Origin of the sequence: Herbaspirillum sp. CF444 (genome assembly GCF_000282135.1) — a bacterium.
Taxonomy (GTDB): Bacteria; Pseudomonadota; Gammaproteobacteria; order Burkholderiales; family Burkholderiaceae_D; genus Herbaspirillum.
The window spans coordinates 1-15,023 of record NZ_AKJW01000089.1 but is presented as its reverse complement, the minus strand read 5'-3'; the positions used below and the strand labels follow the sequence as shown (position 1 = coordinate 15,023).

The 15,023-nt window shown below is 61.5% G+C and carries 12 protein-coding genes and 1 riboswitch; of the genes, 10 read left to right on the top strand and 2 right to left on the bottom strand.

The window, feature by feature from the left end:
• Positions 1-85: 85 nt before the first annotated feature.
• Positions 86-3,025 carry a valine--tRNA ligase gene (locus tag PMI16_RS20980; RefSeq protein WP_007883308.1) on the bottom strand — a complete coding sequence of 980 codons (2,940 nt, stop codon included), beginning with the start codon at positions 3,023-3,025 and terminating at the stop codon, positions 86-88.
• A gap of 81 nt (positions 3,026-3,106) precedes the next feature.
• Positions 3,107-3,994 (bottom strand): LysR substrate-binding domain-containing protein, encoded by an 888-nt coding sequence (locus tag PMI16_RS20975; protein ID WP_007883307.1) that lies wholly within the window; start codon positions 3,992-3,994, stop codon positions 3,107-3,109.
• A 189-nt stretch (positions 3,995-4,183) separates the two neighbouring features.
• On the opposite strand from PMI16_RS20975, the gene PMI16_RS20970 reads away from it, so the two are divergent.
• From PMI16_RS20970 to thiE, 10 genes are all read left to right on the top strand, one after another.
• Entirely contained in the window at positions 4,184-4,933 is a 750-nt protein-coding gene (locus PMI16_RS20970) for an SDR family NAD(P)-dependent oxidoreductase (protein ID WP_007883302.1), read from the top strand.
• 9 nt (positions 4,934-4,942) lie between these two features.
• A complete protein-coding gene (locus PMI16_RS20965; protein ID WP_007883300.1) occupies positions 4,943-5,782 on the top strand; it encodes a transketolase in 840 nt (279 codons plus the stop codon).
• Positions 5,779-6,810: a transketolase family protein gene (locus PMI16_RS20960; RefSeq protein WP_007883298.1), complete on the top strand. Its 1,032-nt coding sequence runs from the start codon at positions 5,779-5,781 to the stop codon at positions 6,808-6,810. The genes PMI16_RS20965 and PMI16_RS20960 overlap by 4 nt, the downstream gene beginning before the upstream one ends.
• Before the next feature lie 78 nt (positions 6,811-6,888).
• A complete protein-coding gene (locus tag PMI16_RS20955) occupies positions 6,889-7,929 on the top strand; it encodes a TRAP transporter substrate-binding protein (RefSeq protein ID WP_007883297.1) in 1,041 nt (346 codons plus the stop codon).
• Complete coding sequence (locus tag PMI16_RS20950; protein ID WP_157212739.1) at positions 7,929-9,788, top strand: TRAP transporter large permease; 1,860 nt, start codon at positions 7,929-7,931, stop codon at positions 9,786-9,788. The genes PMI16_RS20955 and PMI16_RS20950 overlap by 1 nt, the downstream gene beginning before the upstream one ends.
• Positions 9,789-9,878: 90 nt before the next feature.
• A riboswitch (TPP riboswitch) is annotated at positions 9,879-9,983 on the top strand.
• Between the two features lie 88 nt (positions 9,984-10,071).
• Positions 10,072-11,997, top strand: a complete 1,926-nt coding sequence (gene thiC / locus PMI16_RS20940; RefSeq protein WP_007883288.1) for a phosphomethylpyrimidine synthase ThiC — start codon at positions 10,072-10,074, stop codon at positions 11,995-11,997.
• An 18-nt stretch (positions 11,998-12,015) separates the two neighbouring features.
• A complete protein-coding gene (thiS, locus tag PMI16_RS20935) occupies positions 12,016-12,216 on the top strand; it encodes a sulfur carrier protein ThiS (protein WP_034381663.1) in 201 nt (66 codons plus the stop codon).
• 439 nt (positions 12,217-12,655) lie between these two features.
• Positions 12,656-13,465, top strand: a complete 810-nt coding sequence (locus tag PMI16_RS20930) for a thiazole synthase (protein WP_007883286.1) — start codon at positions 12,656-12,658, stop codon at positions 13,463-13,465.
• Positions 13,466-13,473: 8 nt separating this feature from the next.
• A complete protein-coding gene (gene thiD, locus PMI16_RS20925) occupies positions 13,474-14,292 on the top strand; it encodes a bifunctional hydroxymethylpyrimidine kinase/phosphomethylpyrimidine kinase (protein ID WP_007883284.1) in 819 nt (272 codons plus the stop codon).
• A complete protein-coding gene (gene thiE / locus PMI16_RS20920) occupies positions 14,289-14,918 on the top strand; it encodes a thiamine phosphate synthase (protein WP_007883283.1) in 630 nt (209 codons plus the stop codon). Before thiD ends, thiE begins: the two co-directional genes overlap by 4 nt.
• Positions 14,919-15,023: the final 105 nt, after the last annotated feature.

The following is a 15,023-nucleotide window of genomic DNA, read 5'->3' as shown; positions in this document are numbered from 1 at the left end:
AAAGAGGACGGCAAGGCAATAAAAAAGCCGCCGCCCTTTGCGGGGCGACGGCTGGTCGGAAGTGCGACGAAAGGCTTATTTCAGCTTATTTCAACTTCGCCAGTTGCTCTTCCAGTTTCGCCAGTGTGGTGCTGAAGTTGGCGAGGCGTTCTTTCTCTTGCGCCACGACCGCTTCCGGCGCGCGCGCGACGAAGCTCTCGTTGGACAGTTTGGCGTTGGCCTTGACGATCTCGCCGCTGATGCGGGCGATCTCCTTGGTCATGCGTTCGCGTTCGGCGGCGATGTCGATCTCCACCTTCAGCATCAGCTTCAGGTCGCCGACGATGGCGACCGGCGCAGGCGACTCCGGCAGTTGCGTCACGACTTGCGTTTCGCTCAGCTTCACCAGCGATTGCAGATACGGCAGGAAGGAATTCACCGATTCCGCATTGGCAGTTTCAATGATCAGCGGTACGCGCAAGGCCGGCGACAATTGCATCTCGCCGCGCAGATTGCGGCAAGCATCGGTCAGCGTCTTCAGTTGCGTCATCCACGCTTCCGCTTCGGCATCGATCTTCTCCAGATCGGCTTTCGGATAAGGCTGACGCATGATCGAATCGCCGGCCGGGTCGAGCTTCTTGTCGGTCAGCGGCGCCACGCTTTGCCACAGCGCTTCGGTGATGAAAGGCAGCACCGGATGCGCCAGGCGCAGCACGCCTTCGAGCACGCGCAGCAGGGTGCGGCGCGTCGCGCGTTGTTGCGCTTCATTGCCGTTCTGGATTTGCGACTTGGCCATTTCCAGGTACCAGTCGCAGTACTCGTCCCAGACGAACTTGTAGATCGCCGAAGCGATGTTGTCGAAGCGGTAGTCGGCAAAGCCCTTTTCCACTTCGGCTTCGGTGCGCTGCATCAGCGACACGATCCAGCGGTCGGCTTGCGAGAACTGCAGCTTTTCCTTGTTGCATTCGCCCTTGACGTGGCCGTCGAAACCGCAGTCCTGGCCTTCGGTATTCATCAGCACGAAGCGGGTGGCGTTCCACAGCTTGTTGCAGAAATTGCGATAGCCTTCGCAGCGGCCGAGGTCGAAGTTGATGTTGCGGCCCAGCGTCGCCAGCGAAGCGAAGGTGAAGCGCAGTGCGTCGGTGCCGAAGGCCGGGATGCCGTCGGCGAACTCCTTGCGGGTCGCCTTTTCAATGCTGGCGGCCTGCTTCGGATTCATCAGGCCGACGGTACGCTTGGCGACCAGTTCATCCACGCCGATGCCGTCGATCAGGTCGATCGGGTCGAGCGTGTTGCCCTTGGACTTGGACATCTTCTGGCCGCTGGCGTCGCGCACCAAGCCGTGCACGTAGACCGTATTGAACGGCACCTGTCCGGTGAAATGCGTGGTCATCATGACCATGCGCGCCACCCAGAAGAAGATGATGTCGAAGCCGGTCACCAGCACCGACGACGGCAGGAACAGTTTGTAGTCCGGCGTCTCTTCCGGCCAGCCCAGCGTCGAGAACGGCACCAGCGCCGACGAGAACCAGGTGTCGAGCACGTCGTTGTCGCGCGTCACGGTCTTGCCGCCGGCTTGCGCCTGGGCTTCCGCTTCGGTGCGCGCCACGTAGACCTTGCCGTCTTCGTCGTACCACGCCGGGATCTGATGGCCCCACCACAGCTGGCGCGAGATACACCAGTCCTGGATGTTGTTGAGCCACTGGTTGTAGGTATTGTTCCAGTTTTCCGGAATCAGCTTGATCTCGCCGTTGGCGACTTTTTCCAGCGCCACTTCGGCGATCGACTTGCCGGGGAAGTAGGTGCCTTCCGGCGCCGGCTTGCTCATCGCGACGAACCACTGGTCGGTCAGCATCGGCTCGATCACGACGCCGGTACGGTCGCCGCGCGGCACCATCAGCTTGTGCGGCTTGACCAGTTCCAGCAGGCCTTGGGCGTCGAGGTCGGCGACCATCTGCTTGCGTGCTTCGAAACGATCTAGGCCAATGTATCGTTCTGGAATGCTTTCTAACATGGTGAATGCGCTGATCGCAAAACCTGTAACCATCGCCTTGCCGTCGATTTGTGGTCGTTTGTCAAAGGCTGAGTTTACATACTCGGACTGATTGGGCTTGTTTGTTTCAATTTTCGCGTCGAGGGTGAATATCGACACAACTTCCGTAGGAATCCCGTTCTGGCCTTTGTGTCGTTGCCATACGGCATAATCGTTGAAATCGTGCGCAGGCGTGATCTTCACGCAGCCGGTGCCGAATTCCTTGTCGACGTATTCATCCTTGATGATCGGGATTTCGCGATCGGTCAGCGGCAGCTTGAGCATCTTGCCGACCAGGTGCGCATAACGCTCGTCGGTCGGATCGACCGCCACGGCGACGTCGCCCAGCAGGGTTTCCGGACGCGTCGTCGCGACCGTGATGTGACCGCTGCCGTCCGTTAACGGATAGCGGATATGCCACATCGAACCGTCTTCTTCCTCCGACACCACTTCAAGGTCGGACACCGCCGTGCCCAGCACCGGATCCCAGTTCACCAGGCGCTTGCCGCGATAGATCAGGCCTTGCTCGAACAGCCGCACGAAAACTTCCGTGACCGCATTCGACATCTTCGGATCCATCGTGAAGTATTCGCGATCCCAGTCGGTCGAGGCGCCCATGCGGCGCATCTGGCCGGTGATGGTGGAGCCGGATTTTTCCTTCCACTCCCACACCTTCTCGATGAACTTCTCGCGGCCGAGATCATGGCGCGAAACCTTTTGTGCGTCGAGCTGGCGTTCCACCACGATTTGCGTGGCGATGCCGGCGTGGTCGGTGCCCGGGATCCAGGCGGTGTTGAAACCGCGCATGCGATGGTAGCGCGTCAGGCCGTCCATGATGGTCTGGTTGAAGGCATGGCCCATGTGCAGCGTGCCGGTCACATTCGGCGGCGGCAGCTGGATGCTGAACGACGGCTTTTCCGGTGCGGTGGTGGCGGCGAAATACCCGCGCTTTTCCCACTCTTCGCGCCAGAATTTTTCAATCTCGGCAGGCTCGAACGACTTGGCTAATTCCATGATTTGACGTGTGTTTTTGCGAAACCGTCCATTATAAAGGAGTCGCCGCCCAAACAGGCTTCCAGCCCGAAATTCGGCGCATCACCGTTGTTGCACCTGTGCCAACAGCCAGCGTTTGAAACGCTCCACCTTGGTCCATTTCCCATGCGTGGCCGGATATACCAGATGATGCGCGTGCACCCGGATGCCCTTGCGGTCCGGAAATACCGGCTCCAGCCGGCCTTCCTTCAGCGCCGCATCGGCCAGCCAGGCGCTGTCCAGCGCCACACCCAGTCCCTGTATCGCCGCCTCGATCGCCAGATAGGCGCGGTCGAAGCTGAGGGCATATTGGCTCGGGGCAAGCTGGATGCCGTGCGCGGCGAACCATTGCGGCCATTGCACCAGGTTCACTTCCGAAAAAATCAGGCTTTGCTGCAGCAGATCCTGCGGCGTGCGCAGCTTCAGCCGCTCGGCCAGCCTCGGACTGATCATCGGCATCACTTCTTCCGTCGCAATCGTTTCGACATGCAGGTCGGCCCAGCGCGCTGCTCCATACCGGATATCCAGATCGATCTCGCCCTGCGAAAAATCGGAATGCATGTACGACGCCGACAGCCGGATGCGGATGTCGGGATGCTCGTGCATGAAATGCGGCAACCGCGGCATCAGCCACAGGCTGGCGAAACTGGGCGAAGCATGCACGCGCAGCACCTCGATGCCGTCGTCGGCGCGCGCGTTCTGCGCGGCGCTGGCAATCAGCGCCAGCGCACCCGCGAGGCTTTGCTGGTAGCGCTCGCCGGCCGGCGTGAGGGCGACGCCGCGCGAGGTGCGGTGGAACAGTTTCAGCGCGACGAAATTCTCCAGATTGGTGATCTGGTGACTGACGGCCGAGGGCGTCAAATTGAGTTCTTCGGCGGCCTTGCTGATGTTGCCCAGGCGCGCGACGACCTCGAAGGCGATGACTGACTTGAGCGGCGGCAGATGGTGCATGGCGTGTCTCCCTGCAGGATTTTTTGCTTGTTCTTGTTATGAAAATTATTCAAAGCATGTTGAGGGATTCTAGCTTGCTGGCCTATGAGCCGGGTGAAATACTCCATCCGTCGTCCAGGTCCGTTGTGAAATAAATCTAAAAGAATCGGCCCGGCGCCAAGAACAAACAAATCCACCAAGGAGACAACCGTGTTACTCAAAGACAAAGTCGCCGTCATCACCGGCGCTGCTTCCGCTCGCGGTATCGGCAAGGCCGTGGCCCGCCTGTTTGCCGCGCATGGCGGCCGCGTCGCCATTCTCGATCTGGACGAAGCCGCCGCTGTTGCCGCTGCCAACGACATCGGCGCCGGCCATATCGGGCTGGCCTGCAACGTCACCGTCAAGACCGATTGCGAACGCGCCGCGAAGGAAATCCTGCAGCGTCTCGGCCAGGTCGACATCCTGGTCAACAACGCCGGCATCACGCAGCCGCTGAAGATCATGGACATCCAGCCGGAAAACTACGAAGCCGTCACCGACGTCTCGCTGCGCGGCACGCTCTACATGAGCCAGGCGCTGATCCCGCACATGCGCAGCCGCCGCAGCGGTTCCATCGTCTGCCTGTCGTCGGTGTCGGCGCAGCGCGGCGGCGGCATCTTCGGCGGTCCGCATTACTCCGCCGCCAAGGCCGGCGTGCTCGGACTGGCGCGCGCCATGGCGCGCGAGCTGGGGCCGGACAACATCCGCGTCAACTCGCTCACGCCCGGCCTGATCCAGACCGACATCACCGCCGGCAAGCTGACCGACGAGATGAAGGTCGAGATCCTCAAAGGCATTCCGCTCAATCGGCTCGGTGTCGCGGACGACGTCGCCAACAGCTGCCTCTTCCTCGCCAGCGACCTGTCGTCCTACCTGACCGGCGTCACGCTGGACGTCAACGGCGGCATGCTGATTCACTAAGGAGTTGCGATGACCACCATGGAACAAAACTTCACCCTCGCCGAGCGCGCCTATCGCATCCGCAAAAAAGCGCTGCGCATGGGCGAGGTGCAAGGGCAGGGCTACATCGCCCAGGCGCTGGGCATCTCCGACGTGCTTGCCGTCGCGTACTTTCGCGCGTTGCGCTACAAACCGGACGATCCGCACTGGGAAGAGCGCGACCGCTTCCTGCTGTCGATCGGCCACTACGCGATTGCCCTGTATGCGGTGCTGATCGAAGCCGGCGTGCTGCCCGAAGAAGAACTGGAAACCTACGGCGGCGACGACAGTCGTTTGCCGATGTCGGGCATGGCGGCCTATACGCCGGGCATGGAAATCACCGGCGGTTCGCTTGGGCAGGGACTGACGGTGGCGGTCGGCATGTCGCTCGGCCTCAAGCGCAAGAAGTCGTCTTCCTTCGTCTACAACCTGCTGTCGGACGGCGAGCTCGACGAAGGCGCGACCTGGGAAGCCGCCATGTCCGCCGCGCACTGGAAGCTCGGCAACCTGATCGCCATCGTCGACGTCAACAACCAGCAGGCCGACGGCCCGTCCAGGAGCGTGCTCAACTTCGAACCGCTGGCCGACAAGTGGCAGGCCTTCGGCTGGTATGTGCAGCGTGTCGACGGCAACAATCTCAAGGAAGTGGTCGCGGCATTCGATCGCGCGCGCGTGCTGGCGGAAGACAAGCCGCGCGTGATCATCTGCGACACCAAGATGTGCAAGGGCGTGCCTTTCCTCGAAGGGCGCGAAAAGAATCACTTTATCCGTGTCGATCCTGAAGAATGGCAACTCGCGCTCGATACGCTTTATGTCGGGAGCGAAGCATGAGTCAGGTTAAAGAAAAACAGAGCAACGTAAAAAACGAGGCGCCCGCCAAGCCGCGTCTGACCACCTCGGCGATGATCGCCTCGCTGGCGGCCGAGGGGCAGGCCACGCGTCCGGCGCCGTTCGGCCACGCGCTGGCGGAACTGGCCAAGGTTCGCACCGATATCGTCGGCATGACCGCCGATCTGGCCAAGTACACCGACCTCCACATCTTCGCCAAGGAGCACCCGGAGCGCTTCTATGAAATGGGCATGGCCGAACAATTGCTCATGGGCGCCGCCGCCGGCATGGCGCGCGAAGGCATGGTGCCGTTTGCGACCACTTACGCCGTGTTCGCCTCGCGCCGCGCCTACGACTTCATCTGCATGGCGATCGCCGAGGAGAGCCTCAACGTCAAGATCGTCGCCGCCTTGCCGGGATTGACCACGGGCTATGGTCCGAGCCACCAGGCCACCGACGACCTGGCGATTTTCCGCGCCATGCCCAACCTGACCATCGTCGATCCCTGCGACGCGCTCGACATCGAACAGGCCGTGCCGCAGATCGCCGACCACCAGGGACCGGTCTACATGCGCCTGCTGCGCGGCAACGTGCCGGCCGTGCTGGACGAGTACAACTACAAGTTCGAACTGGGCAAGGCCAAGATGATTCGCGACGGTCGCGATGTGCTGATCATTTCCACCGGCCTGATGACCATGCGCGCACTGGAAACGGCCAAGCTGCTGCAAAAGGACAGCGTCGACGTCGGCGTGCTGCATGTGCCGACCATCAAACCGCTCGACGAAGACGCCATCCGCAAGGAAGCGGCGCGCAGCGGCCGCATGGTCATCGTCGCCGAAAACCACTCCGTCGTCGGCGGCCTCGGCGAAGCGGTGGCCGGCGTGCTGATGCGCGCCAACGTGCGGCCGCCGGCTTTCCGCCAGATCGGCCTGCCGGATGCTTTCCTCGACGCCGGCGCCTTGCCGACCCTGCACGACCGCTACGGCATCTCCGCCGCGGTGATGTCGGCCAACATCAAATCGTGGCTCTGAACGCCGCTTATCCGCAAAGGAAACAAGACAGGAAGATCGCATGCAATAACAAGTAAAACCAATATCAAGGAGACAGACATGACCAAGGACACACTTACGCAGAGCGGGATCACCCGCCGCAAGCTACTCACTTACGGCGCCGCCGGCGCAGCCCTGCCGATGTCGGCATGGATCACCAAATACGCTCACGCCGCGGAATTCAACTACAAGTTCGCCACCGGCCAGGACCCGACGCATCCGGTCAACAAGCGCGCGCAAGACGCCATCACGCGCATCAAGGAGGCCACCAGCGGCCGCGTCGACATCAAGCTGTTTCCGGCCAACCAGCTCGGTTCGGATACCGACTTGCTGGCGCAGGTGCGCAACGGCGGCGTCGAGTTCTTCAACATCGCCGCTTCCATCCTGGCGACGCTGGTGCCGGCGGCCGGCATCGTCAACACCGGCTTTGCCTTTTCCAGCTACGATGAAGTGTGGAAGGCGATGGACGGCGATCTCGGCAAGTACATCTTCAGCCAGATCGACAAGGTCGGCGTCATGAGCATGTCGCGCAGCTGGAACAACGGTTTCCGCCAGATCACTTCGGGCGTCAAGCCGATCCGCACGCCGGACGACTTGCGCGGCATGAAGCTGCGCGTGCCGGCAGCGCCCATTCTGACCTCGCTGTTTCAGTCGCTGGGCGCCGGGCCGACGCCGATCAACTTCAACGAGGTGTATTCCTCGTTGCAGACCAAGCTGGTCGAAGGCCAGGAAAATCCGTTGCCCATCATCGCCACCGCGCGCCTGTATGAAGTACAGAAATATTGCAGCATGACCAGCCATGTGTGGGATGCGTACCTGGTGCTCGGCAACAAGCGCGCCTTCCAGAAATTGCCGGCGGATGTGCAGGCCATCGTGCTGCGCGAATTCGACAAGGCGGCGTTGGATCAGCGCGCCGACATCGCCAGGCTCAACGATTCGCTGCGCCAGGAATTGACCGGCAAGGGCCTGCAATTCATCGACGTCGACAAGAACGCCTTCCGCGACGCCTTGCGCAAGACCACGTTCTACAAAGACTGGAAAGCCAAGTTCGGCGAGCAAGGCTGGCACTTGCTGCAGCAATACTCCGGAGAGTTGGCATGATGGCCGCCGGCCATCACATCGAGACCATGCCGCGCCCCAGTCTGGGTTTGACGCACCTGGACCGCGCGCTGGGCATGCTCATCGAGATTCCGGCCGCCATCGCCGTCGTGGCGGAGGTGGGCATTTTGCTGACCAGCGTGTTCTCGCGCTTCGTGCTGCATCAGCCGCTGGTGTGGGCCGATGAGCTGGCGTCGACGGTGTTCCTGTGGCTGGCGATGTTCGGCGCGGCGGTGGCCTTGCGACGCGGCGAACACATGCGCATGACGGCGCTGATCGGCAAACTGTCGCCGGCCTGGCGCGCGCGCGTCGAAGCGATTGCGGTCGGCACGCCTTGCCTGTTCATCGGTTTGCTGCTGCTGCCTGCCATCGAATACGCACAAAACGAATGGGTGGTGGAAACGCCCGCGCTGGGTTTGCCCGGCACCGTACGCGAAGCGGCGCTGGGGGTGGGCTGCGTGCTGATGCTGTGCGTCTCCGGCCTGCGTCTGGCGCGTCACGGCTGGCGCGATCTGGGGTTCGTCGCGCTGGTGCTGGCGGCGATTGCGGCGGCCTTGTATCTGGGCGGCAGCCAGCTGCAAGCCATGGGCAACTGGAACCTGGCGTTCTTCTTCATCCTGCTGCTGGGTGCAGGCGTGTTGGCCGGGGTGCCGATCGCATTCTGTTTCGGGCTGGTGACGATTGCCTATTTGCTGTGCACCACGTCGACGCCGCTGGAGGTGGTGCCGGGTCGCGTCAACGAAGGCATGAGTTCGCTGATTCTGCTGGCGGTGCCGCTGTTCATCCTGCTCGGACAACTGATAGAAATGACGCAGATGGCCAAGGCCATGGTGGCTTTTCTTGCCTCGCTGCTGGGGCACGTGCGCGGCGGGTTGTCGTACGTGTTGTTGGGCGCGATCATGCTGGTGTCGGGCATCTCCGGCGCCAAGACGGCCGACATGGCGGCGGTGGCGCCGGTGCTGTTTCCCGAGATGAAGAAGCGCGGCATGGAAGAGGGTGAACTGGTGTCCTTGCTGGCCGCATCCGGCGCCATGGCCGAGACGATTCCGCCCTCGCTGGTGCTGATCACCATCGGTTCGGTCACCGGCGTGTCGATTGCGGCGCTGTTCACCGGCGGCTTGTTGCCGGGCATCGTGCTGGCGGTTGCGCTGGCGATCCTTGCGCGTCAACGCATCTCGGAGAGCAACCTCAAGGACGTCAAGCGCGCGTCGCTGCAAGTCGTGCTGCGCACCTTCGTCGTGGCGCTGCCGGCACTGGCGATTCCCGTGCTGATCCGCACCGCGGTGGTGGAAGGCGTGGCGACGGCGACCGAAGTGTCCACCATCGGCATCGCCTACACGATCGTGGTCGGCATCCTCGTTTATCGCCGCTTCGACGTGAAGCGCCTGTATCCGATGCTGGTCGAAACCGCTTCGCTGTCGGGGGCGATCCTGTTCATCATCGGCACCGCGACCTGCATGGCGTGGGCGCTGACGCAGTCAGGTTTCTCGCACGACCTGGCGCACATCATGTCGCTGATGCCGGGCGGACGCTGGGGGTTCCTGCTGATTTCCATCGTCACCTTCATCGTGCTGGGCAGCGTGCTGGAAGGGATTCCGGCGATGGTGCTGTTCGGGCCGTTGCTGTTTCCGATCGCCAAGCAACTCGGCGTGCACGAGGTGCATTACGCGATGGTGGTGATCCTCGCGATGGGCATCGGCTTGTTCGCGCCGCCGTTCGGATTGGGCTATTACAGCGCCTGCACCATCGGCCGCGTCAGCCCCGATGCCGGCATGCGCAAGATCTGGCCTTACCTCGGCGCGCTGCTTGCCGGGCTGCTGATTGTTGCTGCGGTGCCATGGATTTCCATAGGATTTCTTTGATGACAACTAGTGGAAATTTGTGATGTCACGGGCCGGATTATGGGTGTAGAATCCGGCCCACGACGTTTGAAACTGAACGTAGTAAGAGAAACAAAATGCTAGGGGTCCTGAATGCCAAAGTACGGCAAACGGGTGAGAAATACCCTTGAACCTGATCTGGGTAATGCCAGCGAAGGGAAGCTGCCGGACCGGCGTGTGGACCATTTTTATCACCTCCATCGCCATCTCTCCGTATCCTCCTTTGCTGGCTCCAAGCCAAGTAATTTCAAGCAAAGGAGCCAAAATGAACGCCAATCCGAAATTCCTCTCCGCTACCGCCACGGTAGACGAAGCAGCCGTCCAGCCTTTACCGAATTCCCGCAAGATCTACGTCACCGGCTCGCGTCCCGATATCCGCGTGCCGATGCGCGAGATCAGCCAGTCCGACACGCCGGCGATGTTCGGCTCGGAAAAGAATCCGCCGATCTATGTCTACGACACCTCCGGTCCGTACACCGATCCGGACGCCAAGATCGACATCCGCAACGGCCTGTCGACGCCGCGCCTGCCGTGGATCCTGGAGCGCGACGACACCGAAGAACTCGACGGTCCGACTTCCGAATACGGCCGGCAGCGCCTCAACGATCCGGCGCTGGCCGAGCTGCGTTTCAACCTGCATCGCAAGCCGCGCCGCGCCAAAGCCGGCGGTAACCTCAGTGGCAATGTCACGCAGATGCATTACGCGCGCAAAGGCATCATCACGCCGGAGATGGAATACATCGCCATCCGCGAAAACCTGCGCCGCCAGGAATACCTGGAGCAACTGAAAGCCTCCGGCCCGATGGGCAACAAGCTGGCCGACCTGATGGGCCGCCAGCACCCGGGCCAATCGTTCGGCGCTTCCATTCCAGCCATGATCACGCCGGAATTCGTGCGCGACGAAGTCGCCCGCGGCCGCGCCATCATCCCCGCCAACATCAATCACCCGGAAGTCGAACCGATGATCATCGGCCGCAACTTCCTGGTGAAGATCAACGCCAACATCGGCAATTCGGCCGTGACCTCGTCCATCGGCGAAGAAGTCGAAAAGATGACCTGGGCCATCCGCTGGGGCGGCGACAACGTCATGGACTTGTCGACCGGCAAGAACATCCATGAAACGCGCGAATGGATCATCCGCAATTCTCCGGTGCCGATCGGCACCGTGCCGATTTACCAGGCGCTGGAAAAGGTCAACGGCAAGGCCGAAGACCTGACCTGGGAAATCTTCCGCGACACGCTGATCGAGCAGGCCGAGCAGGGCGTCGACTACTTCACCATCCACGCCGGCGTGCGCCTGCAATACGTGCCGCTGACCGCCAAGCGCATGACGGGCATCGTCTCGCGCGGCGGCTCGATCATGGCGAAATGGTGCCTGGCGCATCACAAGGAATCCTTCCTGTACGAGCACTTCGAAGACATCTGCGACATCATGAAGGCCTACGACGTCAGCTTCAGCCTCGGCGACGGCTTGCGTCCGGGTTCGATCTACGACGCCAACGACGAAGCGCAACTGGGCGAACTGAAGACGCTGGGCGAACTGACGCAGATCGCGTGGAAGCACGACGTGCAGGTCATGATCGAAGGTCCCGGCCACGTGCCGATGCACCTGATCAAGGAAAACATGGACCTGCAACTGGAGCAGTGCCACGAAGCGCCGTTCTACACGCTGGGCCCGTTGACCACCGACATCGCGCCGGGCTACGACCACATCACCTCCGGCATCGGCGCCGCGCAGATCGGCTGGTACGGCACGGCGATGCTGTGCTACGTCACGCCGAAGGAACATCTGGGCCTGCCGAACAAGGTCGACGTCAAGGACGGCATCATCACCTACAAGATCGCCGCGCACGCCGCCGACCTGGCCAAGGGCCATCCGGGCGCGCAGATCCGCGACAACGCGCTGTCGAAGGCGCGTTTCGAATTCCGCTGGGAAGACCAGTTCAACATCGGCCTCGATCCGGACAAGGCGCGCGAATTCCATGACGAAACCTTGCCCAAGGATTCGGCCAAGGTGGCGCATTTCTGCTCCATGTGTGGCCCGCATTTCTGCTCGATGAAGATCACGCAGGAAGTGCGCGACTACGCCGCCAAGGAAGGCATCTCGGAAATCGCGGCCTTGAAGCAGGGCATGGAAGTGAAGTCGGTGGAGTTCGTGAAGATGGGCGCCGAGATTTATTCCAAGACCTGATTGTGCGTGGTGAATGCGATGCAGATTGAATTGAATGGGAAGCCGCATGCCATCGCCGACGGAGCTGATCTGGTGCAGCTGATTGCTGCGCTGGAGCTGACCGGGAAGGCGGTGGCGGTGGCGGTTAACCGGCAGGTGGTGCCTGTGCAGGCTTGGGCCGGACGGGTGTTGGCCGAGGCAGATAGGGTGGATGTTGTTCGAGCGATTGGTGGTGGTTGATTTTTCACCTCCGTCGTCCTGACGAAAGTCAGGACCCAGTGGCGTGTTTTTTCTTCGGACTGGTTTGTGGCTGTAACTGGGGTTGTTCTTTCTTCGGACTACCGGGGTTGCCGGGTGCGGCCCGGCAGCCGCTCACTTTCTTTGCTTCGCCAAAGAAAGTAAGCAAAGAAAGGCGACCGCGGGATCCGGCCCCTTCGGGGTTCCCAGTGCTGCGAAGCAAAAAATGGGAAGGAAAAAAACTCGCTTCGCTCAGACAGTTTTTCCTTCTTTTTCCATTTTTCGCATCGCATCACTGGCCGGCTCCAAGCGGAACTTCTTGTCCGGCTCGCTTCGCCTCGCCGAGGGGGCTCGCCTTCGGCATCGCTGTTTCGCTGAAGCCAATTAGTCCGTCGTCCCAGCGTCGTTTGCAACAGTATGCAAATGCTTGAAAGGATCTGAAATGAATATGAACGATACTCCCGCTTTGTCCGCCGATACCGGCTTGACGATCGCGGGCAAGACCTACAACTCGCGCCTGCTGGTCGGCAGCGGCAAGTACAAGGATCTGACCGAGACCAGGCTCGCCACCGAGGCCAGCGGCGCCGACATCATCACGGTGGCGATCCGCCGCGTGAACATCGGGCAGGATCCGAATGCGCCGAGTTTGCTCGACGTGGTGCCGCCTTCGCGTTACACCATCCTGCCGAATACGGCCGGTTGCTACAACGCCGAAGATGCGGTCTACACGTTGCAACTGGCGCGTGAGCTGCTCAACGGTCACAAGCTGGTCAAGCTGGAAGTCCTGGGCGACGAGAAGACACTCTTCCCGAACATGCCTGAGACCCTGAAAGCTGCCGAGACGCTGGTGAAGGATGGTTTCGACGTGATGGTGTATTGCAGCGACGATCCCATCCAGGCGCGCATGCTGGAAGACATCGGCGTGGTGGCGGTGATGCCGTTGGCGTCGCTGATCGGCTCCGGCATGGGCATCCTGAATCCGTGGAATCTGTCGCTGATCATCGAGCAGTCCAAGATTCCGGTGCTGGTCGATGCCGGCGTCGGCACCGCTTCCGATGCGGCCATTGCGATGGAGCTCGGTTGCGACGGCGTGCTGATGAATACCGCGATTGCCGGCGCGCGCGATCCGATTCGCATGGCGCGGGCGATGAAACTGGCGGTGGAGGCCGGTCGTGAAGCCTTCCTCGCCGGGCGGATTTCGAAACGCTTTGCCGCGTCGCCATCGTCGCCGATGGCGGGCCGGGTCGTCTGAGTCAGGTCATGTCTTCCTATCGTTCGCCGCCGCCGTGCGTGCTGGTGTTTTCCGGTTCCGATCCGAGCGGCGGCGCCGGCATGCAGGCGGATATTCCGGCCATCAGCGCGCTCGGTTGCCATCCGTTGTCGGTGCCGACGGCGCTGACGGTACAGGACAACGTCAGCGTGTTCGCCGTGCATCCGATTGATGCGGAGTTGATTCGTCATCAGGCGCAGGTGCTGATTGATCGCTTCGACATCAAGGCGGTCAAGCTCGGGATTGCCGGCAATCGTCGCAACGCCGAGACGATTGCGGATCTGATTCTGCAATTGCGCGCGCGTCAGCCGGACTTGCCGGTGGTGTTCGACCCCGTGCTCGCCAACGGCAAGGGCGATCAATTGTCGACCGATGATGCGGCGCTGGCGATTGAATCTCTTCATGCCGTCGCGACGGTCATCACTCCCAATCTCAACGAGGCCAACCGGTTATGTGGCAGCGAGCATGCGCCGGAGCGGCAAGCTGACATCCTGATGCAGCGCGGTTGCAAGCATGTGCTGCTCAAGGGCGGGCATGGGCCGCAACATCAGGATGTGGTCAATCGCTGGTTCGGTCCCGACGGGGCATTTGAATCCTGGAACTGGTCACGCTTGCCGGATGAATTTCACGGCAGCGGCTGCACATTGGCAGCAGCCTTGTCGGCGCAATTGGCACAGGGTCTCGACATGCGCGACGCCATCGAAGCGGCGCAGCGCTATTGCCAGCATGCGCTGGAAACTTCTTACGCGATTGCGCCGGGTCAACGCATCCCCAATCGCGTGCCCCTATTTGCAGGAGAGCGGAAATGAGTGAAGCAAAACAGTGGTCCTTGCGCGGTCTTTACATCGTGACCCCGGACTGGGACGACACCGACAAGCTGGTCGGCGCCACCGAGCAAGCGATCAAAGGCGGCGCGACGCTGGTGCAATACCGCCACAAGACCGCCAATGCAGCACTACGCAAAGAGCAGGCGAGTGCGCTGCTGCAAGTCTGCCGTCGTCACAACACGCCATTCATCATCAACGACTATGTTGATCTCTGTATCGAACTCGATGCAGAAGGCATCCACGTCGGCGGCACCGATGCGTCGGTGGCGGACGTGCGCGCGCAAGTCGGCAAGGACAAGATCGTCGGCGCTTCGTGCTACGGGACCCTGCAACTGGCGCGCGACGCCTACGCCGCCGGTGCGACGTATGTGGCGTTCGGCGGTTTCTATCCGTCGCGCGTGAAGAAGTACGAATTCAAGACCGCGCCGGAAATCGTCGCCGAGTCGAAGAAAGAAATTCCGCTGCCGGTGGTCGTCATCGGCGGCATGACGCAGGAAAATTGCCTGCCGCTGATTGCGCAGGGAAGCGACATGGTGGCGGCTATCAGCAGCGTGTATATGCAAGATGATGTCAGTGGCGCTGCCCGACGGTTTGCTGCTCTGTATTAGAACTCATTTCATAAATAGGCGTGAGTGCGAGCTTGCCCTGTTTGGGATGAAGTGCAAGGCGCGAATCGGGGTCAAGACTGGGCGTCTTGACCCTGATTCGTAACG

What these genes read in the sequence shown, in the direction of transcription:
- thiC (WP_007883288.1), top strand. Translation starts at nt 10,072, where the DNA reads ATGAACGCCAATCCGAAATTCCTCTCCGCTACCGCCACGGTAGACGAA.
- PMI16_RS20955 (WP_007883297.1), top strand. Translation starts at nt 6,889, where the DNA reads ATGACCAAGGACACACTTACGCAGAGCGGGATCACCCGCCGCAAGCTA.
- thiS (WP_034381663.1), top strand. Translation starts at nt 12,016, where the DNA reads ATGCAGATTGAATTGAATGGGAAGCCGCATGCCATCGCCGACGGAGCT.
- PMI16_RS20930 (WP_007883286.1), top strand. Translation starts at nt 12,656, where the DNA reads ATGAATATGAACGATACTCCCGCTTTGTCCGCCGATACCGGCTTGACG.
- thiE (WP_007883283.1), top strand. Translation starts at nt 14,289, where the DNA reads ATGAGTGAAGCAAAACAGTGGTCCTTGCGCGGTCTTTACATCGTGACC.
- PMI16_RS20960 (WP_007883298.1), top strand. Translation starts at nt 5,779, where the DNA reads ATGAGTCAGGTTAAAGAAAAACAGAGCAACGTAAAAAACGAGGCGCCC.
- PMI16_RS20975 (WP_007883307.1), bottom strand. Translation starts at nt 3,994, where the DNA reads ATGCACCATCTGCCGCCGCTCAAGTCAGTCATCGCCTTCGAGGTCGTC.
- PMI16_RS20980 (WP_007883308.1), bottom strand. Translation starts at nt 3,025, where the DNA reads ATGGAATTAGCCAAGTCGTTCGAGCCTGCCGAGATTGAAAAATTCTGG.
- PMI16_RS20950 (WP_157212739.1), top strand. Translation starts at nt 7,929, where the DNA reads ATGGCCGCCGGCCATCACATCGAGACCATGCCGCGCCCCAGTCTGGGT.
- PMI16_RS20965 (WP_007883300.1), top strand. Translation starts at nt 4,943, where the DNA reads ATGACCACCATGGAACAAAACTTCACCCTCGCCGAGCGCGCCTATCGC.
- thiD (WP_007883284.1), top strand. Translation starts at nt 13,474, where the DNA reads ATGTCTTCCTATCGTTCGCCGCCGCCGTGCGTGCTGGTGTTTTCCGGT.